Origin of the sequence: uncultured Agathobaculum sp., assembly GCF_963927765.1 — a bacterium.
Taxonomy (GTDB): Bacteria; Bacillota; Clostridia; order Oscillospirales; family Butyricicoccaceae; genus Agathobaculum.
This window is the reverse complement of sequence record NZ_CAWVCU010000095.1, coordinates 1-20,753: the sequence shown is the minus strand read 5'-3', so window position 1 is coordinate 20,753 and position 20,753 is coordinate 1. Positions and strand designations below refer to the sequence as shown.

Annotated in this window: 21 protein-coding genes; 5 read left to right on the top strand and 16 right to left on the bottom strand. The window is 52.0% G+C overall.

All coding sequences use genetic code 11. The annotated features are described in order from the left end of the window. Positions 1-5: 5 nt before the first annotated feature. From ABGT74_RS08650 to ABGT74_RS08615, 8 genes are all read right to left on the bottom strand, one after another. On the bottom strand, positions 6-1,313 hold the full coding sequence (locus ABGT74_RS08650; RefSeq protein ID WP_346705236.1) for an MATE family efflux transporter: 1,308 nt from the start codon (positions 1,311-1,313) through the stop codon (positions 6-8). A gap of 162 nt (positions 1,314-1,475) precedes the next feature. Next, positions 1,476-2,390, bottom strand: a complete 915-nt coding sequence (gene argF, locus ABGT74_RS08645) for an ornithine carbamoyltransferase (protein ID WP_297282576.1) — start codon at positions 2,388-2,390, stop codon at positions 1,476-1,478. Beyond that, a complete protein-coding gene (locus ABGT74_RS08640; RefSeq protein WP_346705209.1) occupies positions 2,391-3,572 on the bottom strand; it encodes an aspartate aminotransferase family protein in 1,182 nt (393 codons plus the stop codon). Between the two features lie 16 nt (positions 3,573-3,588). Beyond that, positions 3,589-4,461 (bottom strand): acetylglutamate kinase, encoded by an 873-nt coding sequence (gene argB / locus ABGT74_RS08635; protein WP_297282574.1) that lies wholly within the window; start codon positions 4,459-4,461, stop codon positions 3,589-3,591. Between the two features lie 30 nt (positions 4,462-4,491). Further along, on the bottom strand, positions 4,492-5,700 hold the full coding sequence (gene argJ, locus ABGT74_RS08630; protein WP_346705208.1) for a bifunctional glutamate N-acetyltransferase/amino-acid acetyltransferase ArgJ: 1,209 nt from the start codon (positions 5,698-5,700) through the stop codon (positions 4,492-4,494). 33 nt (positions 5,701-5,733) lie between these two features. Next, entirely contained in the window at positions 5,734-6,654 is a 921-nt protein-coding gene (argC, locus tag ABGT74_RS08625; protein WP_297282572.1) for an N-acetyl-gamma-glutamyl-phosphate reductase, read from the bottom strand. Continuing rightward, positions 6,644-8,038, bottom strand: a complete 1,395-nt coding sequence (argH, locus tag ABGT74_RS08620) for an argininosuccinate lyase (protein ID WP_346705207.1) — start codon at positions 8,036-8,038, stop codon at positions 6,644-6,646. The genes argC and argH overlap by 11 nt, the downstream gene beginning before the upstream one ends. 66 nt (positions 8,039-8,104) lie before the next feature. Further along, a complete protein-coding gene (locus ABGT74_RS08615; protein WP_346705206.1) occupies positions 8,105-9,358 on the bottom strand; it encodes an argininosuccinate synthase in 1,254 nt (417 codons plus the stop codon). Positions 9,359-9,609: 251 nt separating this feature from the next. On the opposite strand from ABGT74_RS08615, the gene ABGT74_RS08610 reads away from it, so the two are divergent. After that, positions 9,610-11,052, top strand: coding sequence for a nicotinate phosphoribosyltransferase (locus ABGT74_RS08610; RefSeq protein WP_346705205.1), 1,443 nt, complete (start codon positions 9,610-9,612; stop codon positions 11,050-11,052). Between the two features lie 46 nt (positions 11,053-11,098). Here the strand turns inward: ABGT74_RS08610 and ABGT74_RS08605 are convergent, their stop codons facing one another. Then, on the bottom strand, positions 11,099-11,590 hold the full coding sequence (locus tag ABGT74_RS08605; protein WP_297282568.1) for a small multi-drug export protein: 492 nt from the start codon (positions 11,588-11,590) through the stop codon (positions 11,099-11,101). Positions 11,591-11,746: 156 nt separating this feature from the next. On the opposite strand from ABGT74_RS08605, the gene ABGT74_RS08600 reads away from it, so the two are divergent. Beyond that, positions 11,747-12,097 (top strand): helix-turn-helix transcriptional regulator, encoded by a 351-nt coding sequence (locus ABGT74_RS08600; protein WP_297282567.1) that lies wholly within the window; start codon positions 11,747-11,749, stop codon positions 12,095-12,097. Continuing rightward, on the top strand, positions 12,084-12,407 hold the full coding sequence (locus tag ABGT74_RS08595) for a permease prefix domain 1-containing protein (RefSeq protein ID WP_346705204.1): 324 nt from the start codon (positions 12,084-12,086) through the stop codon (positions 12,405-12,407). The genes ABGT74_RS08600 and ABGT74_RS08595 overlap by 14 nt, the downstream gene beginning before the upstream one ends. A gap of 36 nt (positions 12,408-12,443) precedes the next feature. On the opposite strand, the gene ABGT74_RS08590 is transcribed toward ABGT74_RS08595, so the two are convergent. The 3 genes from ABGT74_RS08590 to cls are packed head-to-tail and all read right to left on the bottom strand — an operon-like array spanning position 12,444 to position 15,240. Continuing rightward, on the bottom strand, positions 12,444-12,902 hold the full coding sequence (locus ABGT74_RS08590; RefSeq protein WP_297282565.1) for a threonine/serine exporter family protein: 459 nt from the start codon (positions 12,900-12,902) through the stop codon (positions 12,444-12,446). Further along, positions 12,899-13,660 (bottom strand): threonine/serine exporter family protein, encoded by a 762-nt coding sequence (locus ABGT74_RS08585; RefSeq protein ID WP_346705203.1) that lies wholly within the window; start codon positions 13,658-13,660, stop codon positions 12,899-12,901. Before ABGT74_RS08585 ends, ABGT74_RS08590 begins: the two co-directional genes overlap by 4 nt. A 53-nt stretch (positions 13,661-13,713) precedes the next feature. Continuing rightward, complete coding sequence (gene cls / locus ABGT74_RS08580) at positions 13,714-15,240, bottom strand: cardiolipin synthase (RefSeq protein ID WP_346705202.1); 1,527 nt, start codon at positions 15,238-15,240, stop codon at positions 13,714-13,716. A 147-nt stretch (positions 15,241-15,387) separates the two neighbouring features. Here cls and ABGT74_RS08575 point away from each other — a divergent pair, with 147 nt between their 5' ends. Then, positions 15,388-16,584: a M24 family metallopeptidase gene (locus ABGT74_RS08575; RefSeq protein ID WP_346705200.1), complete on the top strand. Its 1,197-nt coding sequence runs from the start codon at positions 15,388-15,390 to the stop codon at positions 16,582-16,584. A 27-nt stretch (positions 16,585-16,611) separates the two neighbouring features. Next, a complete protein-coding gene (locus tag ABGT74_RS08570; RefSeq protein WP_297283872.1) occupies positions 16,612-17,481 on the top strand; it encodes a DegV family protein in 870 nt (289 codons plus the stop codon). A 108-nt stretch (positions 17,482-17,589) separates the two neighbouring features. On the opposite strand, the gene ABGT74_RS08565 is transcribed toward ABGT74_RS08570, so the two are convergent. The 4 genes from ABGT74_RS08565 to tenA all read right to left on the bottom strand — a co-directional run. Further along, positions 17,590-18,612: an ABC transporter substrate-binding protein gene (locus tag ABGT74_RS08565; protein ID WP_297283871.1), complete on the bottom strand. Its 1,023-nt coding sequence runs from the start codon at positions 18,610-18,612 to the stop codon at positions 17,590-17,592. Positions 18,613-18,632: 20 nt separating this feature from the next. Continuing rightward, positions 18,633-19,382: an ABC transporter permease gene (locus ABGT74_RS08560; protein ID WP_297283870.1), complete on the bottom strand. Its 750-nt coding sequence runs from the start codon at positions 19,380-19,382 to the stop codon at positions 18,633-18,635. Beyond that, on the bottom strand, positions 19,379-20,134 hold the full coding sequence (locus ABGT74_RS08555; protein ID WP_297283869.1) for an ABC transporter ATP-binding protein: 756 nt from the start codon (positions 20,132-20,134) through the stop codon (positions 19,379-19,381). Before ABGT74_RS08555 ends, ABGT74_RS08560 begins: the two co-directional genes overlap by 4 nt. Continuing rightward, positions 20,135-20,753, bottom strand: a 619-nt coding sequence (gene tenA / locus ABGT74_RS08550; RefSeq protein WP_346705199.1) for a thiaminase II, incomplete at its 5' end; no start/stop codon positions are given.

Below are 20,753 nucleotides of genomic sequence, written 5' to 3'. Positions count from 1 at the left end.
ACATGCTAAGATGAAGTTTCCCTTTCGTCTTTTTGTTTCAGCTGCAAGAGAACAGTAAGCCGCATCGTTACATAACACAAAAGGCCGCCAACGCAATTGGAAATTGGTTCAGCAAGAAATACACCATTGACGCCCAGCCCACAAATGTGCGGCAGCAGCAGCGTCAGCGGCACAACAATAATCACCTTACGAAAAATAGAGAAGAAAATAGCCATGCGCGCGCGTCCCAGCGATTTGAACACACACTGTCCGGCAAACTGAAACGCCATCATCACAAAACCAAAGAAATACAGATGCAATGCAGGAACAGCCGCGTGTATCAATTCTGTCTCGTGATTGAAAATGCGAATGAAAAATGTAGGGAAAGCGGAAATTAGTCCCCAAATCAGCAATGTGTATCCAAAACCGAGCTGTGTCATAAAACGGATAGCTTGCCGCACCCGTTTATAGGCACGCGCCCCGTAATTGAAACTAATAACAGGCGAAGCACCGTCTGATATGGCCATAACCGGCGTTTGCGCAATCTGCCTTACAGAATTGATAACGGTCATCACACTGATGTACAAATCACCGCCAAACTGGCGCAGCATAGCGTTGCACACCCCTTGCACCAGAGAATCTGTAAACGACATTACAAAGCTGGCTGTGCCCAAAAGAGTAATTTTTCGAATGCAACCGAAATCCGGCCGAAATGCACGGAAGTTCATACGCAATTCCGTCTTTCGTCCAGTCAAAAAGCGCAACACCCATGCAGCCGACAACAATTGCGACAAGATGGTAGCCACCGCTGCACCACGTACGCCCATATCCAACACGAAAATAAACACGGGATCGAGCACAATATTTGCCATAGCGCCCAACAATACAGTCAGCATGCCAATGCGTGCGAAACCTTGGCTGTTAATGTATGGATTTAACCCAAGTGAGGTCATCACAAAAATCGTTCCCAGCAGGTAAATCGTCAGATAGGACGCGGCATATGGATAGGTGGCATCACTCGCCCCCAACAAATACAGAATCGGTTTATGCAATGCAATTCCTAAGGCAGTCAACACAATTCCTGTCAAAAGCAGCATGAAATAGGCATTGGTCATGATTTTGCGGGCGCCTGCTTCATCCTGTTGACCACGCGCAATGGAGCACAGCGGCGCGCCACCCAATCCGAACAAATTCGCAAACGCTGTCACCAGCGTTATCACTGGAAAACACAAACCCACACCTGCCAGTGCGATTGTTCCATCTTCCGGAATTTTCCCAATATAAATCCGATCAACAATGTTGTACAGCAGATTCAGCGCCTGCGCTACCAGCATCGGCGCCGCAACTGCCAGTGTGCTTTTCTGCACACTTCCTTTGGAAAAATCGATTTGCTTCGCACTCAATCTGTTACCCCCATCATAAGGCCACATCCTTCTAAGCGAAACAAAGGAGGAGCGCACTGCCCCTCCCTCGTTTGTTCGTTTTGTGTTCTGTCTTTACGCGTCCTGATTACCCATCAATGTAACCATAACCGCTTTCTGCGCATGCAGACGGTTCTCCGCTTCCTCAAAGATCTCATCCGCATGTGCCTCAAACACCTTGGTGGTGATCTCCTGCTCACGATATGCCGGCAGGCAGTGCTGCACCATGCAGCCGGGCTTGGCCGCGGCCAGCAGTTCGTCGTTCACCTGGTAGCCCTTAAACGCCTTCATGCGCACCTCCTTCTCAGCCTCCATACCCATGGATGCCCAAGTATCGGTGATGACTACATCTGCATTCTCGGCTGCCTTCATCGGATCGTCCGTGATGAAGAAGTCCGGATTCCCCTCGGCAAACGCCATAACGTCTGCGTGTGGGCGATAGCCTTCCGGCGTTGCAACCGACACCTTCATACCAGTTTTCAGGCCGCCGACAATCAGCGAGTTCGCCATATTATTGCCGTCTCCAATGTAGCACATCTTGATGCCCTCAAGTACCGCAAACTTCTCGCGGATGGTCATCAGGTCGGCCAATACTTGGCACGGATGGCAGAAGTCCGTCAAACCATTGATAATCGGAATAGAGCCGTAGTTGGCAAGATCCTCCACTTCCTTCTGCTCGTAGGTGCGGATCATGATGCCGTCCAGATAGCGGCTAAGAACACGTGCCGTATCCTGTACCGGCTCGCCGCGGCCAATCTGCAAATCCCGGTTGGACAGGAACAGCGCCTGACCGCCCAGCTGGTACATGCCGGTCTCAAACGAGACACGCGTGCGAGTGGAGGACTTCTGGAAGATCATGCCGAGGCTTTTGCCTTCCAGATGACGGTGGGAAATATTATGCTTTTTTTCATACTTGAGCTGGTCGGCAAGGTCGAGCAGACCAATGATCTCCTCAGTCGAGCAATCCAGCAGTTTGAGTAAATGCTTCAATCAAAACACCTCTTTCATGATATGGAGCGCTTCGTCCATCTCTTCCTTTGAGATGGTCAGCGGAGGCAGCAGACGAACAGCGTTTTTGCCTGCCGTGATCGCCAACACGCCTTTTTCTATCAATTTATTGGCAAAAGCCGCATGCTTGCCTTCATCCACAATGATGCCCAGCATCAGGCCCATGCCGCGCACACCATGGATATTGGGGGAACCAAGCGCCAGAATCCCGTTTTTCAAATACTCGCCTTTTTCCCGCACCTGAGACAGGAATTGTCCGTCTCCAACGGTATCGAGCACAGCATTTGCTGCAGCACATACGATCGGTGTGCCGCCAAAGGTCGCGGCATGTGTGCCGGGAGTCAATACCTTGGAACAGCTTTCTGCCGCCAGCACTGCGCCGATCGGCATACCGCCGCCAAGCCCCTTTGCCATAGTCACCACATCCGGACGGATGCCATACTGCTGGAAGCAGAACAGGCTGCCCGTGCGGCCGATGCCGGTCTGCACCTCGTCAATAATGAGAAGCAAATCCTTCTCGCGACACAATGCTTCCACCTGTTTGACAAAATCCGGGTCAAGCGGCAGCACACCGCCCTCACCCTGTACCAGTTCCATCATCACTGCGCAGGTCATGTCGTCTACTTTTTTGCGCACGGAGTCAAAATCATTGGCTACCGCATAATCAAATCCCTCGGTAAAGGGGAAAAAGTAGTTGTGGAACCGATCCTGTCCAGTCGCCTTGAGCGTAGTGACCGTACGACCGTGAAACGAATTGATGAGCGTTACAATCTTGTAGCGTCCTTCACCGTATTTATCATACGAATATTTGCGAGCCAACTTAATTGCGCCCTCGTTCGCCTCCGCACCTGAATTTGCAAAAAATACTTTGCCATTCAGATGCGTTTTTTCTACCAGCTTTTTGGCCACCTGCACCATCGGCTCGGTAGTAAACAGATTGGAGACATGCATCAGCCTGTGTGCCTGCGTGGTGATTGCGTCAATAATCTTTGCGTTGTTGTATCCCATGCAGTTGACACCGATGCCGGATGCCAAGTCAATGTATTTTTTACCTTCCACATCCCACACAGTCGCGCCCTCGCCATGGTCGAGCGCAATCGGGAAACGGCCGTAGGTGTTCATCACATATTGATTTTCCTCGGCCTTAAGTTCTTGATATGTCATTTATTTCGCTTCTTTCTCACTGGAACATCGTGCCAACGCCAACCTTGGACAACAATTCAATCAAAATCGAATGCTTAACGCGACCGTCCTGAATATTCGCCTGATCGACACCCTTGCGGACCGCTTCCACGCAGCAATCCACCTTCGGAATCATGCCGCCTTTAATGATGCCATCGCGCATCAGACGCGGCACCTCGGAAACCTTGAGATTGGTCAACAGCGTCGATTCGTCATCCGGATCAAGCATCAAGCCACGCACATCGGTCAGCAGAATGAGTTTCTTTGCGCCCAGCGCGACCGCAAGCTTGCAAGCCGCGGTATCCGCGTTAATGTTGTAATTGGTTTCATCGTCAATGCCTTGCGCCACCGTCGAAACAACCGGGATATACCCCTGCTCGAGCACGTCGATAACCGGCGCAGGATTCACATCGACGATATCGCCAACATAGCCATAATCTGTGCCGGTGCGATCGGTCAGGCGCTTCGCCTGAAACATACCACCATCCATACCGCCCAGACCGATACCGCGTCCGCCCGCCTTCTCAAGCAGCGTCACAAGATCCTTGTTGACCTTGCCGCACAGCACCATTTGAACGATATCCATAGTTTCGCGATCGGTATAGCGCAGGCCGTTGACAAAGCGCGACTCCTTACCGATCTTCTTGAGCATTTCAGAGATTTCCGGCCCGCCGCCGTGTACCACAACAACCTTAACGCCGACCAGATTGAGCAGCACTAGGTCGTGAATGACCGCGTCCTTTAGTTCTTCATTGATCATGGCATTGCCGCCATATTTGACCACGACGGTCTGTCCGTAATACTTCTGGATATAAGGCAGTGCTTCAACCAGAATCTTGGCTTTGAGCTCTGCATCAAGTTGTGTATCCATATTGCCTCTTCCCTTTATTTCGTAAGTTCATCAGGTCCGGTAATCACCGTTGATTTTGACATAATCATAGGTCAGATCGCAGCCCCACGCCGTCGCGCTGTCCTCGCCTTCATTGACGTTCACTGCAATGACGACCTCATTTTCGGACAGGATTTTCTTGGCCAGATCCTCGTCAAAATCAACCGCTTCTCCCTTTTCACAGACCGTGATATTGCCTGCGGTGGAGGAAAACGCGACCGTTACATATTCCGGCCGAAACGGCGCCTTGGAATAACCCATTGCGCACAGCACACGCCCCCAGTTAGCATCCGCGCCGAACATGGCCGCCTTGACCAGATTCGAACCAACGACCGCTTTAGCCAGACGCTCCGCTGCCTCTTCCGAACGCGAACCGCTCACCGTGCAGGTGACCAGCTTGCTGGCACCCTCACCATCCGCCGCGATCTGGCGCGCCAAACGCGTGTTGACTTCGTTCAGCGCCTTGCAAAACGCCTGATAGTCCTCGTCCTGCCAGTCGATCAGTTCATTGCCTGCCTTGCCATTTGCCAGTACCACGCACATATCGTTGGTCGAGGTATCGCCGTCAACCGTGACGCGGTTATACGTCTTGCGCACGTTTTCCTGCAAAGCTTCGGTCAGCATTTCATGCGTAATCGCGCAGTCGGTCGTAATAAAGGACAGCATTGTGCCCATGTTGGGATGAATCATACCGCTTCCCTTGCAAATGCCACCGATACGGCAGGTCTTGCCGCCGATGGTAAATTCAACCGCCGCTGTTTTAGTGCGCGTATCGGTTGTCATAATAGCAAGGTTCACCTTTTCCGATCCATTCTCTTCCAGTTTGATTTCCGGCAAATGCTTCTCAATGCACTCAACCGGCAGACGCTGACCGATAACACCGGTGGAAGCGACGACAACATCATTCTCATCCACGCCAAGCAGCTTGGATGCCGCCTTTGCCATGCGGCGGGCGTTTTCCATGCCATCCGGTGCACAGGCATTGGCGTTGCCCGAATTCGCAATAATCGCACGCGCGACACCGTTTTCCAGATGCTCCATAGTAACATAAACCGGTGCCGCCTTGACACGGTTCATCGTATAAGTTGCCGCAGCGGTGCATTCGCACGCGCTGAAAATAATCGCGGTATCGTCATTGGTACGGCTTTCCTTGATGCCGCAGCGAATGCTGCCCGCGGTAAAGCCTTGTGCGGCGCACACGCCGCCTTCGATAATTTTCATCGTTTCACTTCTCCTTTGCGCACAGCGAAATGATTACAGGGTCAGCCCAGTCGTTTCGTCCAACCCGAGCATAATATTCATATTCTGCACCGCCGCACCCGACGCACCCTTACCGAGATTGTCAAACAGCGCGGTGACGATAGTCTGCTTCTCGTGTCCGTTCACGATCAATCTCAGCCTGTCATGCCCAGCAAGCGTATTGGCATAAATGACAGACGCATCACCGCCGAGCGGCGCAACCGTGACCAATTTCTGACCCTCATAATGCGCGGCAAGCGCTTCATGCACATGTGCAGCATCCAATCCGGGCAGCATAACGGTCGTCGCCATGCCCTTATAGAAATCACCCACCACCGGCACAAACACCGGCGGCTGCGTCAGCCCACAGACATACTCCATCTCAGGCAGATGCTTGTGATGCAGATTCAGGCCATATATGCGTTCAGAATTATGGCAAGCATCACGATTTACGTCCTCATATTCTGCGATCATCTTTTTACCGCCACCCGAATAGCCGGTCAGCGACGAACAGGTGAATGCAAAATCCGCGGGCACGACATCGCTCGCCACCAGCGGATACACCGACGCAATAAAGCCGCTCGCGTGGCAGCCGGGATTGGCGACCCGCTTGGACTCCGCAATCGCCATGCGATGTGCTTTGGACAACTCAGCAAAACCGTAATCCCAATCAGGATTCGTGCGGTGTGCGGTGGAAGCGTCAATGACGCGGGTATGATCGTTTTCGATCAGCGTGACCGCTTCTTTCGCCGCCGCATCCGGCAGACAAAGGAACACAATATCTGCAGCGTTTAGGAACTTACGGCGCTCTTCAGTATCCTTGCGCTTATCCTCGTCGATCAGCAGCAGTTCAATATCAGCCCGACCAGAAAGGCGGTCGTAAATCTGCAAGCCAGTTGTGCCTTCTTTGCCGTCGATATATACCTTAGGCTTCATCGCCTTCTACCTCCGCGATGAAGTGCTCGATCTTGTCGATCTGACGGGTAACCTCCTGCGGCGCCGGACCACCGACTACCTTTCTGCCGGCAACACAAGTGCGCAGATCAAGTGCATCATAGATATCATCACCAAATTTGTCCGAAATCGCGGCAAAGTCACGCATGGTCATGGTTTCAAGCGTTTCATCCGCCTTGATGCACTGGTTGACCAGACGGCCGACCGTCTTGTATGCATCGCGGAACGGCATACCCTTCTTGGTCAGGTAGTCCGCGCAATCGGTTGCATTGATAAAGCCGCCGGATGCCGCCTTGCGCATGTTGTCGCGACGCAGCGTCATGGTGGAGAACATAGGCGTGAATACCTCAAGGCACTGCTTGACCGTGTCGATCGCGCCGAACACAGCCTCCTTGTCCTCCTGCATATCCTTGTTATATGCCAGCGGCAGACCCTTGAGCACGGTCAGCATTGTGGTCAGCGCGCCGTACACACGGCCGGTCTTGCCTCGGATCAGCTCGCATACGTCCGGATTCTTCTTCTGCGGCATGATGGACGAGCCAGTGGAATACGCATCGTCCAGCTCAATAAACTTAAACTCCCAAGAGCACCACGAAATGATTTCTTCAGACAGACGCGACAAGTGCATCATCAGGATAGACAGCGCTGAAAGCAACTCGACACAATAGTCGCGGTCGGAAACACCATCCAACGAGTTATCAGTCAAGCGAGCAAAGCCCAGCTGCTGACGAACAAACTCACGGTCGATCGGATAAGTAGTCGAAGCCAGAGCGCCAGAACCAAGCGGCATTTCATCCATGCGCTCAAAACAATCCTGCAAGCGGCCAATGTCACGCTTGAGCATGTTGGCATAGGCCATCATATAATGCGCAAACGTAGTCGGCTGTGCACGCTGCAAATGCGTATAACCCGGCATGACTGCATCCAGATTTTCACGGCTCTTCTTGCAGAGCGCCTTCATAAAGGTGCAGATCATAGAAATGATTTCCTGAATCTCTGCCTTGACATAAATACGCATGTCGAGCGCTACCTGATCGTTACGCGAGCGACCGGTATGCAGGCGCTTACCGGTATCACCGATGCGCTCAGTCAGCAACTGCTCGATATTCATGTGGATGTCCTCGTAATCGAGAGAGAACTCCACCTTGCCATCCTCAATATCCTTGAGGATACCCTTCAATCCTTCTACGATCTTTTCCGCTTCATGCTCTTCGATGATCCCCTGCTTGCCCAGCATGGTTGCATGCGCGATTGAACCTGTGATATCTTCTTTATATAACCGGCAGTCAAACAGGATCGACGAGTTAAAGTCGTTTACCACCAGATCGGTTTCCTTCTGAAACCGTCCTGCCCATAATTTTGCCATAATGCGTTACCTCACAAAACACCCGTAGGGCGGCACGTTCGGACATGCCGCCCTACAACACTTAGATTACTTTTCTACCGACGGGAAATGCTTGCCGGTCTTCTGATACAGAATCTGATCATTCAGCGCACGAACCTTGAGCGGCAGACCGAACAGGTTGATGAAGCCCGCGGAATCCGCCTGATCGTAGCAGTCGTCCTCGTTGAAGGTTGCCATATCCTCAGAATACAGGCTGTACGGCGAAGTGACGGATGCCGGAATGATATTGCCCTTGTACAGCTTGAGCTTTACATCGCCGGTAACCGTTTCCTGCGTGGAGTCGACAAACGCGGACAGCGCCTTGCGCAGCGGAGTGTACCACTGGCCGTTGTAAACCAGATCGCCAAACTTCATCGCAACCTGCGCTTTGTAGTGCGCAGTCTCCTTATCGAGAGTGATCTCCTCGAGCTTCTGATGCGCTGCATACAGCACCGCACCACCCGGAGTCTCATACACGCCGCGGCTCTTCATACCGACCAGACGGTTCTCGACGATATCCAGAATGCCAACGCCGTTTTCACCGCCAAGCTTGTTGAGCTTTTCGATAATGGCAACCGAATCCATCTCTTCACCATCGACCGCGGTCGGAACACCCTTTTCAAAGTGGATGGTGACGTAAGTCGGCTTGTCGGGTGCCTGCTCAGGCGATACACCCAGCTCGAGGAAGCCCTGACGGTTGATCGGCGCTTCGTTGGACGGCAATTCAAGATCCAGGCCCTCGTGGCTCAAATGCCACAGGTTCTTATCCTTGGAATAGTTGGTTTCCTTATTGATCTTAAGCGGAATATTGTGCGCCTCCGCGTAAGCAATCTCCTTTTCGCGGCTGTTCAGCTCCCAGAAACGCCACGGCGCAATAATATCCATCTGCGGCGCAAAGGCGTGGATTGCCAGTTCAAAACGAACCTGATCATTGCCCTTGCCTGTGCAGCCGTGGCAAATCGCGTCCGCACCTTCCTTGAGTGCGATCTCAACGATGCGCTTTGCAATGATCGGACGCGCAAACGAAGTGCCCAGCAGATATTGTTCATAGGTTGCGCCGGCCTTCATAGTCGGAATGATGTAGTCATCCACGAACTCCTTGGTCAAGTCTTCAATGTACAGCTTGGACGCGCCGGTAGCCAGTGCCTTCTCCTCAAGACCGTCCAGCTCACCGGCCTGACCGACGTTGCCGGAAACCGCGATAACCTCGCAGCCGTAATGCTCCTTGAGCCACGGAATGAGCACCGAAGTGTCCAAACCGCCCGAGTATGCCAGAACAACTTTGTTATATTTCTTTTCCATGTCTGTTGACCTCCATGCCTGTCATTTTTTCGACTGTTTCATTATACTCCCTCTCCCATCGTTTGGCAAGAAAAATTTATAAATATTTTATATTATGCATATTTATTCATTTTGTGGATTTTTGTTACCAAGAAATACTTGCACTTTTGCCCAAATCGTACTATGATATCTATAAATGTACTGTGTCAAGACAGTTACATGAAATGAATAAAAAGCGCACGACCCGCGTGCGCAAAGGGGCGTTTTTCGCAATGACAGACAAGAATTTGACCATGTTGACCGACTTTTATGAGTTTACCATGGCGCATGGCTATTTTGAAAAAGGGATCGCGGATCGCCGCGCATATTTTGACATGTTTTTTCGTCGTGTGCCGGATGGCGGCGGCTATGCCATCATGGCCGGCGTTGAGCAGCTGATCGACTATTTTAAAAACCTGCACTTTACCGATGAAGATATCAAATACCTGCGCGGCCGTGGCTGTTTCTCCGAAGCATTTCTACACTATCTCCGACATTTCAAGTTTGAATGTGATGTCTGGGCTGTGCCGGAAGGAACCCCCGTGTTCCCCGGCGAACCGCTGGTCACTGTTGCAGGGCCGATGATTCAGGCGCAGTTTGTGGAAACCATGGTGTTGCTCACCATCAACCACCAAACCCTGATTGCCACCAAGGCCAACCGCATTACACGCGCGGCGCAGGGCCGTACGGTGCTGGAATTTGGCTCGCGCCGTGCGCAAGGCTATGACGGCGCGATTTACGGTGCACGCGCTGCCTATATCGGCGGCTGTCAGGGCACAGCCTGCGTGCTGGCTGACCGCGATTTCAAAATTCCTGCTGGCGGTACGATGGCGCACTCATGGGTGCAAATGTTTGACAGCGAATACGAGGCATTTAAAGCCTATGCGGATATTTATCCGGATAACTGCCTTTTTCTGGTTGACACCTATAACGTCCTCAAATCGGGCGTTCCGAATGCACTGCGAGTTGCCCGAGAAATGGTTGAGGAAAAAGGGATTCGTCCGCGCGGCATTCGTCTGGATTCCGGCGATATTGCCTATCTTTCCATCGAAGCACGCAAAATGCTGGATGAGGCAGGTTTCCCTGATATGCAGATTATGGCATCCAACTCGCTCGACGAATATCTGGTGCGCGATTTGCTGGTACAGGGTGCATGCGTCGACTCTTTCGGCATCGGAGAGCGTCTGATCACCTCCAAATCCGAACCGGTATTTGGTGGCGTCTATAAACTTGCAGCGGTTGAGAACGCTGAGGGAGAGATCATCCCCAAGATCAAGGTTTCGGAAAATGTAGAGAAAATCACCACACCGCACTTTAAGCAAGTCTATCGTCTGTTTGATAATAAGACCGGCAAAGCACTGGGCGATGTGCTGACGATTCACGACGAAGTGATTGACAGCAACCAGCCCTATACCCTGTTCCATCCGATCCATACGTGGAAGAAACGTGTCGTTACTGATTATACTGTTCGTCCGCTTCGCGTTCAGCTGTTCAAAGCAGGTCGCTGCGTATATACCAGCCCAGATATCAGCTCGATCCGTAATTACTGCCTATCTGAAGTGGATACGCTTTGGGAACAAATCAAACGTTTTGAAAATCCGCAAACCTATTTTGTGGATTTGTCTCAAAAGCTGTGGGACTGCAAGCATGCCTTGCTGGAAGCCTGCCGCATTTAAGTTAATATCAAAAAAATGCGTCCGGAGTGTTGTCCGGACGCATTTTTTAAAACAAATTGACTACACCAATCACGCTGTGGGATGCCATCAACATAATGATACCTGCCGTAATAACGCCCGCCAGAATGGATAACAGCGCCTTTGTTTTCGGCATTTTCAAAATGGTAGCAATCAGTGCCCCCGACCATGCTCCAGTACCCGGCAGCGGAATTGCCACAAACAGGAACAAACCAATACGTGCATATTTTGTAACCTGATCGGTCTTGGAAAGCAGCTTTTGCTTATAGGCAGTTGCAAATTTGGTCAAAGGCGGCAGTGTGCATACCCAGTCCAAAATTTTTTCACCAAAAAACAGCAGAAACGGAATGGGAAGCATATTGCCAAGAATCGCGAGCGGAATCAATGTCGCTTCCGGCATACCAACCGCAACGCCAAGCGGGACTGCACCGCGCAGCTCCACCAACGGCATCATAGAAATAATCACAACCGCAAGCTCACGCCCCGCGCCAAGCAGCCAGTTGAACAAATCGGTAAACATCGTTCTCTCATCCTCCATAGTGAATAGATACTTGATTATTATACAGGAAATATCCTCATAAAGCAAGGTTTTTTGGTAACAAAGCGTTTGACACATTCCATTTGCCGGGATATACTATGGATACATCGACAATCGAGGTATTGGGAGGTGTTTCTTTTGTCACGCAAGAAAAATGATTCTGCTTTTCCAGGAAGCAACACATTGCTTGTCCTCGCCCTTTTAGAAGATGCCGATAAGTACGGCTATCAGATCATTCGCGAGCTGGAATGTCGCTCAGATCAGACCTTCTCCATGAAAGAAGGCACACTCTACCCCATCCTACACAGCCTGGAAGCACGCGGCGAGGTTCGCTCTTACGAACGTGCGTCCGACGCGGGACGTCGCCGTCGCTATTATCAGCTCACTCGCCAAGGCGTTAAAACACTTGCGCGCTGCCGCCGCGAATGGGAATCCTTCTGCAAGCAATTCGGCAAAGTCGTCGGAGGTGAAGCATGTGTCCCCGGATGAGCGAATTGCCCGTTATCTCAATCAGGTGTGCCGCCACTTATTTTGGCCACCCTATCGCGCACGCATACGGCGTGAATTGACCGATCACATCCTATCCCATGTGGAATATCTGGAGCAGGATCGTGGCGATACGCATGAGCAAGCTGTTTCCACAGCGCTTCGCAGCATGGGAGACCCAGATGAGTTGGGCGAACAACTGCGTTATGCCCGCTTTCCGGTCAGCTATTTATTTTGCCTGTTCCTGACCTTTCTCATTTGGGCTGCAATTGCCGGCTGTCTGACCTATCTTTTATCCTATTTCCTGTTTTAAAAGCGTTCTGCAACATTTCTATCGTGCAGAACGCTTTTATACTTTTCGCTCCCGAAACAGCATCCACAGACGAAACGCTGTCTGCACGACACATGCGACCAGAATGATCCCAAAAGAAATGGCGCCTGCTTCACGAATGAACATTCCACCATACTGTGCGAAAGCTTCCATATCTCCTTGTACCAATGCAAGCGTAGTATAGTATAAATCGCCGCCCGGAATCAAGGGGACAAGCATCGGTACCAAGAGCGTAATGACCGGTGTTTTCATGAGACGTGCCATAATTTCCGCCAGAACTGCCGTTGCCAATGCAGCAACGAAAAACGCGATTACGCGGTCATGGTAAACTTCCATGCCTATCAGATAGAAAATCCAGTTGGCTGCACCGCCCAACGTAATTGCTAACAGCCGCCCGCCTGACATATGAAACAGCAATCCAAATCCCATGGCACCAATTGTTGCCATCGCTACCTGTAATACCATTTGCGTATTCATCCTGCGCCTCCCAACTGCATCAGCACCAAAGCACAGCCGGCAGCAATCGCAATCGCTCGTAAAAGAGCTTCGCATGCACCGAGCAAGCCACTGATGGTATCGCCTACAATCATGTCGCGCAGCGAAGTTACCAGCGCAATACCCGGAATCAACAGCATGATATTACCGATGATGATATAATCCAGTCCTTGTCCCAGACCGGCTTTGACAGTGATCAGCGCTGCAAGACACATCAGTGCAGCACTAATTACCGTCAATACGATAGGCTGCAAACGGATACGCACTCCAACACGCCCAACGGCATATAATACCATGCTGCACAGCATCGCCGCGATGCCATCCCGCCACGAGCCGCCAAAGAACACCGCAAACGAGCCAGCAATCAGCAGATACGCCGCAGGCAACCGCCACTTTGAACCTTCCGGCATACTGCGTATCTCCTCGATCCGCATGCGCAGCTCATCCAGCGGCAAGGTGTTCTGACAAACTGTCCTTGATAATGCGTTGATCGCTTCGATCCGCCGCATATCGGTTTCTCGTCTCAGGATACGACGCGTCTGGGTGAACACCTCCCCATCCGCCGCCTGTACCGTCACGACCATGCTGGCTGTAATCGTGAGCACGTCGGTGCGCACAAAGCCGTATGCACGCGCCATACGGCGAATGGTATCTTCCACACGGGCTACCTCTGCTCCCGCAGTCAACAGCAGTTCCCCTGCATCCAATATTGCAAACAAAGTCTGCTCTTGCTGCTGCATCGTTTTCATCCCTCCCGATACCTTCTCGGGTCGTCACCACTTACCCCAACCAATTATAGTAAGGGAGCAAACAAACGCAGTACACTTGCTGCGATCGAGCGCAACCAACGAATCCTGTGCAGCCATTCATCTGTAATTTGACGGCTGACATTGATCGTTTCCAAAATATCCTGTTTGACTGCACCAACGACTGAGCTGTTATAAAAGCAAGTGGCGCATTCAAAATGCAGAAAGAATGACCGAAAATCCATATTGATCGTGCCAACCACTGCGGTTGCATCGTCCGACACAATACTTTTTGCATGCAAAAAACCCGGACGGTATTCATAGATTTTCACTCCGGCGCGATGCAGCTGCTGGTAATACGAACGGGTAATCATATAGACCAGCTTTTTATCCGGAATGCCCGGCGTCAGGATGCGCACATCCACACCGGATTGCGCCGCAATGGTCAGCGCCGTAATCATCTCGTTATCCAGCACCAAGTAAGGCGTCGTAATATAGACATAGTCGCGTGCATTATGAATGATTTGCAAATAAATAGATTCGCCAATGTTCAAATCATCCAGCGGAGAATCCGCGAAGGACTGCACATAGCCATCCGGCGGCAATTTGGTCGTCGGCAGATAGGCGTCCAACGGCGGCACGGTCTCCCCTGTCACATACTCCCACATTTGCAGGAACAGAGAGGTCATGTTTGCTGTTCCTTCACCGCGCAGCATGATGCCGGTATCTTTCCAGTGTCCAAAGCGGACTTTTTTATTAATGTATTCATCCGCCAAGTTGATGCCGCCCATGTATCCGACGTTTCCATCAATAATCATCATTTTTCGATGATTGCGATAGTTCAAATAAGTGTTGAGCGTTGGAATGAACCGGTTAAAGCGCACCGCACGAATACCCAGCGAGACCAAATATCTGTCATAATGCTGCGGAAGCGTAGCAATCGAACCCACATCATCATAGATGACACGTACATCGACGCCCTCTCGCACCTTTTGCTTAAGGATGTCCAGAATGGTGTTCCACATGATGCCTTCTTCGATGATAAAGTACTCAAAAAAGATAAATTTATGCGCCCGTTTCAGTTCCTCACACATGGACGCAAACATTTCTTCTCCCAACCGGAAGTAATGTGCCTCTGTATTGGTCCATGCAGGCATACCATCCAAAGATGCAATATATCGCGCACGAGAAGCGTGGCGCGGATACCGCTGCGCCAATTCTTCCGTCGCCGGCGTGCGCATATAGTCTCTAAAATCCGGCGGATTCGGCTCATATTTGTGCTGTGTGCGCGCCCGGTTGAGCGGTGTGTTTCCCCAAAGCAGATAGAATAGCCCACCAAACAACGGCAACAGCAAAATGACAATGATCCATGTAATCTTATAGGTCGGATTATCATATTTACGAACCAGCCAGATCACAATAATCACGCTTAGCACAGTCAACGCGCGCGGCATCCACTTGGAAGTTTCGCTCAGCCATCCCAGTCCATACATCACAATTAACAGCTGCAGCGCCAACAAAAAGCCGCCCACAACCCGACGGTCACCCAACAGGCGGCCAACCAGTCTACGCATAACCCGACTCCTTTCATCAAAAACTTTCACGTATATCATGATAGCGCACCAAATCATAAAAGTCAATGCGCATGCATTGCCCTCAGTTCGAATCTGTGATAAGATAAAGTATACAAATTTCAAATTCTTTACCGGAGGACGATAGCAATGCCCCATACCCCTGTTCCTGCCGATGAACTGTCGGCACGTCTTGACCGCCTGCGCCATGCCATGACCCAGCGAGACCCCGCATGGTCCATGATGATTTTGGATAACAAAATTGATCTATACTATTTTACAGGAACAATGCAGGAAGGAGCGCTCGTCCTTACGCCCGGACAAGCTGTCCTGTTCGTGCGTCGCTCCTACGACTGTGCACGACAGGAATCTCTCTTTGAGGATATTCGCCCGCTAGGAAGCTTCCGCGGCATTGCAGAAGCCTTTCCCAGCATTCCGGAAACGGTTTATGTGGCAACCCGCACAATGACGCTGCAAAAGCTGACCATGCTGAACAAATATCTTCCCTTTACTCCAAAATCCGCAGACGATGTGCTTGCGCAGCTGCGCTCGGTAAAGAGCCAGTACGAGCTGGACTGCATGCGTCAGTCCGGACGCCTGCACCAACAGGTCATCGAACAGATCGCGCCTGCCCTGCTGCGTTCCGGTGTCAGCGAAGCACGGCTTTGCAGCGAGGTCTGCACCGCGATGCTTGAGCGTGGCGCAATGGGTATTTCCCGCTTTAACCAACCGGCGGCAGAAGATGTGTTGGGCGTTGCCAGCTTCAGTGAAAACAGTCTGCGCGCCGCAGCACTCGACAGCCCCTCCGGTACGGTCGGCACCTGCATCGCTATGAAATCCATCGGTTCTTCCGAGCGCCGCCTGCGTGAAGGCGATGTCGTTTTGCTTGATATTCCTTGCGGCATGCACGGTTATCACACTGACAAGAGCATTACCTTTTACTACGGAGAACTTGCCCGCCATCCGCAGGGCGATTTGATCCGTGCCGCACGAGAGCAGTGCATTTTTCTGGAAAACGAAGCAGCCGCTATGATGAAGCCGGGCGCGGTGCCGGCAGAAATCTACGAAAAACTGCTCACCTGTGTCGATCCCGTTTTCCGCAGCGGTTTCATGAATGCTTGCAAATTTCTCGGCCATTCCATTGGACTGACGATGGACGAAACCCCGGTTTTGGCCAAGGGGTTCACTACTCCACTTGTATCCGGCATGACGCTCGCCGTCGAGCCCAAAATTGCGCTGGATGGCATCGGCCTGATCGGCTGCGAAAACACCTATGAAATTGTGCCGCAAGGTCCTGCACGTTCCCTCACTGGTGCGTGCGATACCTCTTTTGAAATCATCGGCTAAGTCTATCCATCCGAAAGGAGTATGCCCATGTATCCGTTTACACTTGTCACCGATTCCACCATTGACGAAACCGCTTCTTATTTCTCTCAGAACGATATCAAATGTGTGCCGCTCGCCTTTACCATTGATAACCGCACCATTGAAGAGGACTGCGGCCAAACCGTTTCCTTCCATCAGTTTTACGATTTGCTGCGGCAAGGCAAACAATCGAGCACCTCACAGGCAAAACTCGATACGTTCCTGACCGTGTTCCGCGAAGCATTGGATGCTGGGCAGGATGTACTGTATATCGGTTTTTCATCCGGTCTGTCCGGCACTTTCCACGCAGGCTGTATGGCACGCGACGAGTTAGCTCCGCTCTACCCAGATCGAAAGATTTTTTGCGTGGATTCGCTTGCCGCTACCGGCGGCGAATATCTGCTGGTCGATAAGGCCCGCGAAATGCGCGACAGCGGATGCAGCGCCGAAGTGACGGCTACTGCGATTGAGCAAATGCGTCTACATGTCATTCATCTGGTCACCGTGGATGATTTGGGACATTTACACCGCGGCGGACGACTCAGCAAAACCTCCGCAGTTGTCGGCAGTCTGCTTGGTATCAAGCCACTCATCTGGGTCGATAACGAAGGCAAGCTTAGCGTATGCGGTAAGGTACGCGGACGGCAGAAAGCCATCCAGTATCTGGCTGACCGCACAATACGTGAAATGTCTGACAAAAAACAAACTGTCCGCATTTGCCATGGCGACTGCCCGGAGGACGCGCAAAAGCTGGCAGATCTTCTGAAACAAAGCGGCGTACAGTCGGACATCCGTTATATCGGCACGGTAATCGGTTCTCATACCGGCCCCGGCGTGCTGACTACATTCTTCTTTGGCGGCGACCGCAAGCCAGAATAACTTGTTTAGGAGAAGAAGCAAGCTGCGTCAGACTTTCTCTTTTCTAGCTATAAAAAAGCTCCCTCTATGCAAGCATAGAGGGAGCTTTTTTTTGATCTCATTTGGAGATTAATAATCAATCGTCGCCATGACTTCGGAAACATCGGGCTTTTCCGAGATCAAGCCCTCGTCATACATCCAGTCGATATTCTCCTGCCAACAGTCTGCGCTCTGGCTGAGGAATGGCGCATCCGTCGTCTCCATCAGCGGAAGAAGCGTCTGACAGGACTGCTTTTCCACATCCGGATCAAGCGGGAAATTGGACTCATCCTGATTATCCAGCAACACCTGCAACACCGTGTCTGTGTCGTTCTTGAAGTCCTCGAAGCCCTTCTGGCAGGCGCGCAGAAAACCAGCCAATACATCCGGCTCATTTTCAATCATTTCATCGTTGGCAAGGAAAATGCCTTCATAGTATTGCGGCACACCAAAATCATCCGGGAAGAAGTAGTTGACTTCAAACCCTTCCTTCTCCATCTGCGGCACCTCATGATTGACCAAGCACCCGATCGTTGCATCGACATTGCCCGTCACCATCGAGCTCATCAGGTCAAAGCCGACATCAACCATCTCCACGCTCGATGGGTCCTGACCGCTGTTCTTCATGATGCTATGTACCAACGCTTCGGACAGTTCGGTACCCGCGTAACCAATGGTCTTGCCGACCAGATCGGCCGGCTCAGTAATATTCTTTTCCTTGAGCGACAGAATGATGTTCAGCGGCGCCTGCACCACTGCACCAATCGACTTGACCGGCACGCCCTGTTCCACGCGTGCCTGAATAACATCCTGCTGATAGTACAGACCAATATCTGCTTTTCCTGCCGCAACCATGCTCATTGCGTCATTAACGCCCGCGGGCGGCTGGATATTGACCGTCAGTCCCTCCTCAGCAAAATATCCAGCTTGCTCTGCCTGATACAGAAACGCATGCAGGGCATTCGGATACCAGTCGAGCACAACGGTCAACTCACGCAGATCACCGTTACTATTTTCTGCGTTTTCTGTGTTATTTCCGGCCGTCTGACCACCTGCACAGCCGCTCAGAAGCAGTGCGCACGCCGCCAGTGCGGCAAAAGCTCTCTTTTTCATCTATATTCCGTTCCTTTCTGTTATAAACTGCCACGCCAAGTGATAACCTTTTTCTCGACCCACGACACAATGGCAACTGCCAGCATGGCAACAACACTCAGCAGCACAATGGGCGCAAACACGCCCGCGCCGTCAAGCTGGGTCATCATGCGACGACTGAAATATCCCAGTCCTGCCTGCGCCCCTAACCACTCGCCGATCGCTGCGCCGATGATGGACAGCGGAATCGCCATTTTGATGGACGAAAAGAAATACGGCAGCGCAGCGGGCAGCTTGAGCTTGCGAAAAATGTCCCACTTACCCGCGCCAAAGGTTTTCAGCATGTCAATCATATCCGTGCTGGCCGATCGGAAGCCATCAAACACCGTAATGGCAATCGGAAAAAATGTGATCAGCACAGTAACCAGCACCTTGCTCCAGATGGTATATCCAAACCAGAGCACAAACAGCGGCGCAAGTGCAGTCGTCGGAATGGTCTGCGATGCCACAATCAGCGGATAAAGCATCTTCTCAGCGATCGGGCTGGCATCCATCCATACCGCGAGCAGCAGGCCCAGCACAATAGAGATTGCAAGACCGATGCCCGTGCATAAAAGCGTTGCGGGCAGGTGTGCAGTCAGCAACGGCCCCCTCAGTTCCCACATGCGTACCAGAATCTGTGTTGGCGACGGCAGGATATAAGCCGCATCCATGCCCATTGCGCCCGCCTGCCATAGAACGAGCAGTACAAACAGAAACAGCAGTGCGGGCAGATTGGCGTTTTTCCTCATGCCGACACCTCCCGACGCAGCAAGTCGATCAGCTGCTCTCGCAGAGCAAGCATGCTCGGCTCAGTCAAGCATGCGCGCGTGCGCGGATATGGCGCAGGCACTTCAAACGATTCCAGGCGACGGATCGGCATTTCTTCCACGACCAGCACACGGCTGGACAAGAAGATCGCTTCCTCCACATCATGGGTGATGAACAGCACGGTCTTGTGATCGCTCTCCCACTGATCGAGCAGCCACTCTTGCATATTGATGCGCGTGAGGAAGTCGAGCGCGGAAAACGGTTCGTCCAGCAACAGCAGTTCGGAGCCGGTCAGCAACGTGCGGGCAAAAGCCGCGCGCTGACGCATGCCGCCGGACAACTCATCCGGACGCTTATCGCCCCAACCGGACAGTCCGACGTGCGCGAGTGTCTCGTCTGCACGCTGCACCATCTCCGCACGACTGATACCGCCGCGAATCTCCATGGGCAGGCACAGGTTGTCCCGCACATTGCGCCACGGGAACAGCAGATCACGCTGCGGCATATAGCCGCAGTAGCCGCGCCGACCGTCGATTTTCTCTCCGCCGACCAGAATCTCGCCCGACTTTTTAGACAGCAGTTGATTGGTCAGTCGAAAAATGGTTGATTTTCCGCAGCCAGACGGGCCGATGACCGACACGAACTCGCCTTTCTCAATATGAAACGACAAGCCATCTATGATATTAAAATCCTCGCTGTCATACTGGAACACAACGTTTTGAAACTCAAGCATTTACATCGCCTCGTTCCATGCCATATCCCAGAACATCGCCTCATAGCGTGAGCAAGTGACAAAGATATCCGTCAGCCGCTGGAGCTGTGCTTCGGTGTAATCTGCGCTCAGGCGTTCCATCAGTGCGATCAGACGCTGGTTTTCCGCAGCGTAGCTTTCGCTGGCGTAGCCGCGTACCCATTCGCCGTAAAAGTCGTGCTTATCGGCATCCGGATAGTTTTTGACGATCCACTTTGCGATGTACTCATAACTAATCGCGCACGACAGCACCGCCGCCATGATCTCCGCTGGGCCTTCCTCCGCCGCGACCGCACGCATATAAGCAGTATACGACTGGTTGCTCAGCGAGGGCTTGACGGACTCTGCCTGCGCCTCGGTGATACCGAGCCGCGCCATATATCCGCGATGGATCTCCATTTCGCCGTTTAAAATACTGGCCACATAAGATGCGTAGGTGCGCATGATCTCAGGCTCGCGGGACTTGACCACACCCTGCGCGAATACCTTGGCGTAATCGAACAGATACAGATAGTCCTGCAACAGATAGAAACGGAATTTGTTTACAGCAAGGCTGCCGTCTGCAATGCCCCGGACAAAGGGATGGGTCAGATAACCCGCC

Excerpts from the sequence above, each read along its gene's own strand:
- ABGT74_RS08650 (WP_346705236.1), bottom strand. The coding sequence starts at position 1,313 with ATGCTGGTAGCGCAGGCGCTGAATCTGCTGTACAACATTGTTGATCGG.
- ABGT74_RS08640 (WP_346705209.1), bottom strand. The coding sequence starts at position 3,572 with ATGACATATCAAGAACTTAAGGCCGAGGAAAATCAATATGTGATGAAC.
- argB (WP_297282574.1), bottom strand. The coding sequence starts at position 4,461 with ATGGATACACAACTTGATGCAGAGCTCAAAGCCAAGATTCTGGTTGAA.
- argJ (WP_346705208.1), bottom strand. The coding sequence starts at position 5,700 with ATGAAAATTATCGAAGGCGGCGTGTGCGCCGCACAAGGCTTTACCGCG.
- argC (WP_297282572.1), bottom strand. The coding sequence starts at position 6,654 with ATGAAGCCTAAGGTATATATCGACGGCAAAGAAGGCACAACTGGCTTG.
- argH (WP_346705207.1), bottom strand. The coding sequence starts at position 8,038 with ATGGCAAAATTATGGGCAGGACGGTTTCAGAAGGAAACCGATCTGGTG.
- ABGT74_RS08615 (WP_346705206.1), bottom strand. The coding sequence starts at position 9,358 with ATGGAAAAGAAATATAACAAAGTTGTTCTGGCATACTCGGGCGGTTTG.
- ABGT74_RS08610 (WP_346705205.1), top strand. The coding sequence starts at position 9,610 with ATGACAGACAAGAATTTGACCATGTTGACCGACTTTTATGAGTTTACC.
- ABGT74_RS08605 (WP_297282568.1), bottom strand. The coding sequence starts at position 11,590 with ATGTTTACCGATTTGTTCAACTGGCTGCTTGGCGCGGGGCGTGAGCTT.
- ABGT74_RS08590 (WP_297282565.1), bottom strand. The coding sequence starts at position 12,902 with ATGAATACGCAAATGGTATTACAGGTAGCGATGGCAACAATTGGTGCC.
- ABGT74_RS08585 (WP_346705203.1), bottom strand. The coding sequence starts at position 13,660 with ATGCAGCAGCAAGAGCAGACTTTGTTTGCAATATTGGATGCAGGGGAA.
- cls (WP_346705202.1), bottom strand. The coding sequence starts at position 15,240 with ATGCGTAGACTGGTTGGCCGCCTGTTGGGTGACCGTCGGGTTGTGGGC.
- ABGT74_RS08575 (WP_346705200.1), top strand. The coding sequence starts at position 15,388 with ATGCCCCATACCCCTGTTCCTGCCGATGAACTGTCGGCACGTCTTGAC.
- ABGT74_RS08570 (WP_297283872.1), top strand. The coding sequence starts at position 16,612 with ATGTATCCGTTTACACTTGTCACCGATTCCACCATTGACGAAACCGCT.
- ABGT74_RS08565 (WP_297283871.1), bottom strand. The coding sequence starts at position 18,612 with ATGAAAAAGAGAGCTTTTGCCGCACTGGCGGCGTGCGCACTGCTTCTG.
- ABGT74_RS08560 (WP_297283870.1), bottom strand. The coding sequence starts at position 19,382 with ATGAGGAAAAACGCCAATCTGCCCGCACTGCTGTTTCTGTTTGTACTG.
- ABGT74_RS08555 (WP_297283869.1), bottom strand. The coding sequence starts at position 20,134 with ATGCTTGAGTTTCAAAACGTTGTGTTCCAGTATGACAGCGAGGATTTT.